The sequence below is a fragment of the Candidatus Polarisedimenticolia bacterium genome (assembly GCA_035764505.1).
GTDB lineage: Bacteria > Acidobacteriota > Polarisedimenticolia > Gp22-AA2 > AA152 > AA152.
This window is the reverse complement of sequence record DASTZC010000002.1, coordinates 1-6,316: the sequence shown is the minus strand read 5'-3', so window position 1 is coordinate 6,316 and position 6,316 is coordinate 1. Positions and strand designations below refer to the sequence as shown.

4 protein-coding genes are annotated in these 6,316 nt (G+C 64.4%); 3 read left to right on the top strand and 1 reads right to left on the bottom strand.

The window, feature by feature from the left end:
- The 3 genes from VFW45_00040 to VFW45_00030 form a co-directional block, all read left to right on the top strand.
- Positions 1-1,083 (top strand): hypothetical protein (locus tag VFW45_00040; GenBank protein HEU5179152.1); only part of this gene is annotated, 1,083 nt, incomplete at its 5' end.
- A gap of 260 nt (positions 1,084-1,343) precedes the next feature.
- A complete protein-coding gene (locus VFW45_00035; protein ID HEU5179151.1) occupies positions 1,344-2,180 on the top strand; it encodes a TlpA disulfide reductase family protein in 837 nt (278 codons plus the stop codon).
- Between the two features lie 174 nt (positions 2,181-2,354).
- Positions 2,355-3,431, top strand: a complete 1,077-nt coding sequence (locus tag VFW45_00030; GenBank protein HEU5179150.1) for a VCBS repeat-containing protein — start codon at positions 2,355-2,357, stop codon at positions 3,429-3,431.
- A gap of 39 nt (positions 3,432-3,470) precedes the next feature.
- On the opposite strand, the gene VFW45_00025 is transcribed toward VFW45_00030, so the two are convergent.
- On the bottom strand, positions 3,471-6,316 hold a 2,846-nt coding region (locus tag VFW45_00025; GenBank protein ID HEU5179149.1), incomplete at its 5' end, for a TonB-dependent receptor.

Genomic DNA, 6,316 nt, shown 5'->3' with positions numbered 1-6,316 from the left:
GTCCCCGGCTATGCCTTCGAGGCGGCCAGCTCCCTGTTTCTGATCGATCGCAAAGGCTATCTCGCCGGCGTGCCCAGCGAGTTCTACTTCAAGTTCGGAGAGGAGCTCGAGCGCAGGCTGCCCGATCTGCTGGCAGGCCGTCCCACTCCGGGGCCCGTGCTGTGGTCGGCCGAGCGCCTGCCGCAGGGCTGGGGAGAAATCTGGCGCGACCGCGACATCGCCGGCGTGGCTTCCATGGCTGTGGCCCCGGCGACCTCGCGCGGTCCGCTGGAGATCGGCGTGCTGGACGGCGATCACCATCTGCTGCGTTTCTCACATGAGGGAGCCCGCCTGGGCGAGTCCTCCCTGGATGATGGAGGAGAATCGTGGTGGGGGCTGCAAGCGGCCGATCTCGACGGCGACGGAACCAACGAGTGGCTCGTGCGGGCAGGACGATCGGAGATGACGGTCATCGACTCGGAGGGCCGGCCTTATTGGAGCTATTACGGCCGCGGCAGCGATGAAACGGCCTTCGATCTCGCCGGTGTGACCGATCTCGACGGCGACCGGTTCAAGGAGATCGTGGTGCGCTCCGGGAATACGGTGACGGCCCTGCGGAACGTGAACCAGCCCCAATGGGAGCACCGATCCAAGGAGAGCTTGATCTATGCGACGGTCGACGCACGCGGCGCAATCTGGGAGCAATCGGCTCGCGGACTCTTCCCCATCGACGCGCTCGGCCATGCCGGTCCCGTGGCGGCGCCGGCCATGGGCTCGATGCTGCTCAAGGGGGAGGTGCAGGGAAGCAATGGAAAGCCCCTGAAGATCTTCGGCAGCCGGTACGTTCCTTTCGTCGATGCGGATCACGACCTGGACGGCGACGGCCGCCAGGACATTGTCATCGTGAGCCAGGGCGGCGGGATCTCGGCCTACGACAGCAGTGGACGGACCATCCTCAGCCTGTGGATCGCCGAGAACCAGAGCATTCCGCGCGTCGCCCTGGCAAATCTGGACGGGCAGCCGGGAGACGAGATGGTCCTCTTCATCCCGCAATATGGGTTGGTTGCGCTCGGGAGGGGCGGCGGACAGGTCGCGGCAAAGTAATAGCCGTCGACTGAAGACAAGATGCCGGAAGTTAAGCTTCGACGCCGCTTCCGAGTCTTCCGATGGGAGGTTTCATGCGCGCTTCGCTCTGCTTACCGCCGCTCATGCTCGCTCTGGTCGTCGCTTCCGGTGTTTCCTGCAGCGTCGACTCGCGGCCATCGGCCTCCCGAACCGATGGGAGTGTCGAGAGACGTTCGACGCCTCCATTGAAATGGGGGATGCACGAGTGGCGCGATGTTCAGGACGAAGCCGAGGCGGCCATGAAGGCGTCGCGCGGGGACACGCGCATCGAGCGCTGCAAAGCCTTCCTCGACAAATACCCGGACTATCCGGAGGCCGACCTGGTCCGCGGGGAATTCGTGAAGGCAGCCATCGACAAGGCCAATCCCGATTTCGTCCAGCTCGACGCCGTGCTGCGTCCGATCGTCGACCGGACTTCCCCTTCTGAATACTATCCTCCCGAATCCCTCCTCGAGCTGTACTACCTCAAGGATGGCTTTCCGACGGAGATGTCCGAGGTTGTCGCCCGGAAGGCCCGGGAGCAGCTCACCCGGGAGCGCCAGGAGATCGATCTCGGAGACCCGAAACGGCGCGCCCAGAAGCTCCGGAAGTGGGGGCTTCGCGACGCATCTCTCTCGTTGAGCGAAGCTCGGCTTCTGTTGGCGAAGAAAGACTATCCGGGCGCCCTCCGGGCTCTGCAGGCGCTGGAGGCGGCGAACGCCCGCGTCGGGTACGTGGGGTTGCCGCTGATCGACGCCCGCGGGCGGGTCGCCGGATCGATTCCCAGGGGGACGATGCCGTCGGATCGCTTCAATCTCACGTTCGCCGCTGCACTGGCTCGCTCGGGCCGGAGGGAGGAAGCCATCGCGCGGCTCGATCGGGTGCGCGATTTCGAGGGCGGCAACTACCCGGAGATTGGCCGGGAGACGGAGGCTCTGCGCCGGGAAATCGAGTTCCCGCCGCCACCCCGTGACGCGGTTCGGGCCGAGCCGAAGCCGGCCGCCGATTTCCGTCTGAAGGATCTCCAGGGCAGACCGGTGGCGCTCTCCGATTTCCGGGGACGCGTCGTCCTGGTCATGTTCTGGGCGACCTGGTGAGGGTCCTGCCCAGGCGACCTGCAGGTCCTGCAGGATATCGAGAGCCGATACAAAGACCAGGGCGTCACGCTTCTCGCAGCGAGCATCGATGGACCGGAAACCCAGCCGAACATCCCCCGCTTCCTCGACAAGTACCATCTGAGATGCCGCGTCGCCCTGGCTGGAAACGATGGGGTGCCGGGATACGACGTTAGAACCGCCAGCTCGCTCTATGTGATCGATCGGAGGGGACTCCTGGCCGGCGTTCCCGACGAGTTCTACTCCAGATTCCAAGAGGCGCTGAACCGCCGCCTGCCGGATCTCCTGTCGGGGACGACTGTCGGGCCGGTGCTCTGGGCTCTGGAGACCCGTCCGAAAGGATGGCGAGAGCTGTGGCGGGCTCCGGACGTCACCCGCGTCGTTTCCGTCGCCGTGGCTCCCGCCACGTCCCGCGGTCCGCTGGAGATCGGAGTCTTGGATAGCTCGCGTCGTCTGCGCCGCTACGCGGCCGACGGGTCGCTGCTGGGGGAGGGGACGCTCGAAGAAGGGGGCTTGGGACTCAGAGGAGCGGACCTGGATGGGGACGGTGAAAAGGAATGGCTCGTCATGGACCTCAGTTATTCCAGCCTGACCGTCGTCGACTCGCGCGGGCAGGCCTATTGGACCCACTACGGCGTTGAAAATCCCGGCGCCCTGGACGAGTTCGAGGTCGGAGGAGTCGCGGACCTCGATGGCGACGGCTTTCAGGAAATCGTGGTGCGCTCGGAAGACAGCGTGACCGCGCTGCGATCGGTGGGCCAGAGGGAATGGGTCTATCGATCGGGGCAGCCGCTGAGCCGCGTGATGGTCGATGGGCGCGGGGGGATCTGGGCGCAATCGGACCGCGGGCTTTTCCCGATCGACGAGCTCGGCAGAGCGGGGAGTCCGGTGCTGCCCTCGTTCGGTGGATTGCTCTTTCAGGGGCAGATCGTCGACGCGCGTGGAGAGCCGCTGCGAGTCTTCGCCCCCCGCTACCCGCGGGGCGTCGATATCGATCACGATCTGGATGGCGACGGCCGAAAGGATGTCCTGATGTCGAGCCGCGGCGGAGTGTCCGCCTACGATGGAGACGGGAAGACGATTCTCAGCCTTTCGATTCCGGCCCCCATGGGCGTAACAAGTGTCGCTCTCGCCGATCTCGACGGGCGTCCGGGCGACGAGATGGTCCTGTTCATCCCGCAATATGGGTTGGTCGCGCTCGGTCGCGGCGACGGGCAGGTGGCGGCGAAGTGAGGTCGACGGCTGAGGTGCCGGAAAGGTGCGGCGGGCGAATCAGAACTTGATCTGGAATCCGAGCTGGAAGCGCCGGCCGAAGTCCCGCTCCCCGATCACCAGCTCCTTGTGCGGCTCCTGGTGCTCCGGTTCGCCCGGTAGAAAATTGGGAGAATATCTTCCGTGCAGGACGCGCAGCTCGCTGATGCGCAGATTGTCCGCGTTCAGCAGGTTGTATATCTCGAAGAAGGCCGAGACATTGCTCTTCCCCGCCACGAAGTCCTTCTGCACTCTCGTGTTGAACAGATAAGACGCCGGGTTGCGGTGCTCGTTGCGTGTCTCCTGCCGGAAGCCGAAGCCCTGCGGGCTCACCGAGGTGTAGGTGATGCGCGTCTGGTTATAGCCGACGTCATCGACGGAATTCCCGTAATCGACGGCGGAGAAGGGAAGCCCTGATTGCCAGATGGCCGTCCCTCCCAGGCGCCAGTTCCCCGGCAGATAGGCCATGGCGTTGAGCTTGAACACGTGCCGCTGATCGTAGCTCAGGTAGCCGGGCTCGAATTCCCGCAGGCTGGCATCGTCTCCGATGGAAGACAGGAAGCTCTCCGCGTCGCCTTGGGCGATCGAATAGGTGTAGCTCGCCTCCATCTGCCATTTCCGGTGCAACCGGCGCACCAGCTCCAGCTCGACGGCCCGATAAGTCTGCTCGTTGTAGTTCCCCAGCCGGAACACCCGGTTGAAGAAGAAGTTCTGGATGTAGAGGTCGGGAAGGTCGTCGCTCACATTGCTGCATCCCAGCTTTTCGCACTTGGCGTCACCGATTTCATCGAGGAGGCGGCCATCGGCGCCCCGGCGCACCGCGTGGTTGGCATCGATGTCCTGCAGCTGCTTCTCGAAATCGCGGTGGATGTACCGGACCCCCAGCGCCAGCTCGGGCGCCAGCTCCCGCTGGATTCCCAGGGTCCACTCGTCGGTATAGGGCGTCGCCAGCGAGCGGTCCACCTGGGAAGCCGACAGGGGAGACTGGCTCACCAGCGCTCCGAGCCGGTTGTTCGGGAGGCCGGTCAGGAGGTCTACCCCGTCGGCGTCGAAAAAGTAGGAGCGGGCCGAGGTGTCGGGCCCCTGCTCGAGGACGACCGAGGCCAGGAACAGCTTGCCGTAATAACGCCCCCAGGAGGCAAAGGTCTTGGTCTTGCCGTCGGCCCACGGGTCCCAGCTCAGGCTCAACCGGGGAGAAAGATTGCGATTGTCGATGGTGAAATCCTCCGGCTTCCTGACCCGGGTGCCGAGATTGGCGGGTGAGCCGGCAAAGTAGGTCTGCAGCGACGACTGGATTCCCAGGTCCAGGTTGTGACGGGTCATCCCGCCGAAGGCCAGGGCCCTCAGCCGGCTGGAGACCTGGGCGAGGGCAGGGTCTTCCGAGCCGGTGCACTGGTGGATCGGATCGAGGCACAATCCGCGATTCACCACGTCGTCTAGGAGATTCGAATCAATGCCGGTCACCTCCATCAGCCGGTCGAAGCGGGATCTCTCGGAGGCCGGATCGAAGAACTCGTACCCGGAGGAAGACACCGATTCGAGATCGAACCGCAGGCCGATTCCAAGCGTCAGGTTGGGGACCGGCTTGTAGGTGTCCTGCAGGTACAGTCCCAGGTTGTCGCCGGAGGCCGTGTTGTTCATTCGAGCCGGGACCGCCAGATAAGCGTAAACCTGCGGAGGAACGCGGGGCGTCGGCGGGCCCAGCTTTGGACCGCCCAGGTTGGGATAGAAGAGAACCGGGCGCTGGTTGGTGTCGCTGTCGTATCCTTCCCGCTCGTAGACGGCGCCGAGCTTCAGATCGTGCGTTCCTCCGAGATCCGGCAGGAACCAGGAAAGATCCTCGCGCCAGGTGCCGCGCGTCCGGTGATCGGTGTAGTCATAAGGATACGGGCCGAAGGTCCGCCCGTCGGCGTCCTGAGAAAGGTCGCGGTCCGGTGCAACCGGAGCCTTGAACTCTCCCGGTTCAGGCACGCCGTCACCATTGGCATCCTGCCAGTAAGGGAAAGGAGTGATTCCCGAGTCGTCGAGAGTATCGAGACGGCCGTTGCCGTTGCGATCCTCTCCATCCATCCGGTGGTTGTCGCGGGTCCCCGGCTCCACGCCATCGGGACAGAGGCCGGGGATATCGCAGGCAAGGCCGATGTCTTCGGCCGGATCGAGCAGACCATTGCGGTTCAGATCCACTTCCGTATCGAGGCGGCCGTTGCAATTGAAATCCTCGCGCGCCGCTCCCTCGCAGCCGATCCGTGTGTTGACCCTGCCGTCATGGTCGAGGTCTTCCCCGAAATCGGCGATTCCATTCCGGTTGGCGTCCTCAAAGACGTCGTAGAAGCCGTCGACGTCCCAATCCTCGCCCGGGTCCCTCTCGCGCGCCTCCCAGATCCCGTCGCCGTCTCCGCCGAGGTCGGGCCGGTCGTCCACGAACAGGACGCCGTTACCGTTGGTGTCGGGATCGAGGGTGGGCATGTTTCCCGAGGAGTTGTCGAACCAGGAGAGCGACGATTCCAGCAGGACCATGGGGGAAAAGACGGCCGATTCGCGCAAGGTGATCGTCGGGCCGCCCCGCACATCCGTGTAGCCGGAATTGGCGTCGTCCATGCTTGTGATTCCCTGGTTTTCGAGCTTCGTCCGATCCCAGAGGACCGAGAGCGCCAGCTGGTTCGCGGTATTCGCCTGCCAGGTCGTCTTCATGAAACCCCGCTGGCCCCGAATGCGGTAAACGTAGACGTTGGTCAACGCGTTGACCGGCGTCTCCTCCTGGATGAATTCGGCCGTGGCGTAGTACCAGAGCCTGTCTCGGATGAAGGCTCCCGACACCGAGACGAACGGCTTTAAATCCGTGAAGGAAAGCTGGTTCACGTCGGCGG

Coding starts and splice junctions, on each gene's coding strand:
- VFW45_00035 (HEU5179151.1), top strand. CDS start 1,344: ATGAAGGCGTCGCGCGGGGACACGCGCATCGAGCGCTGCAAAGCCTTC.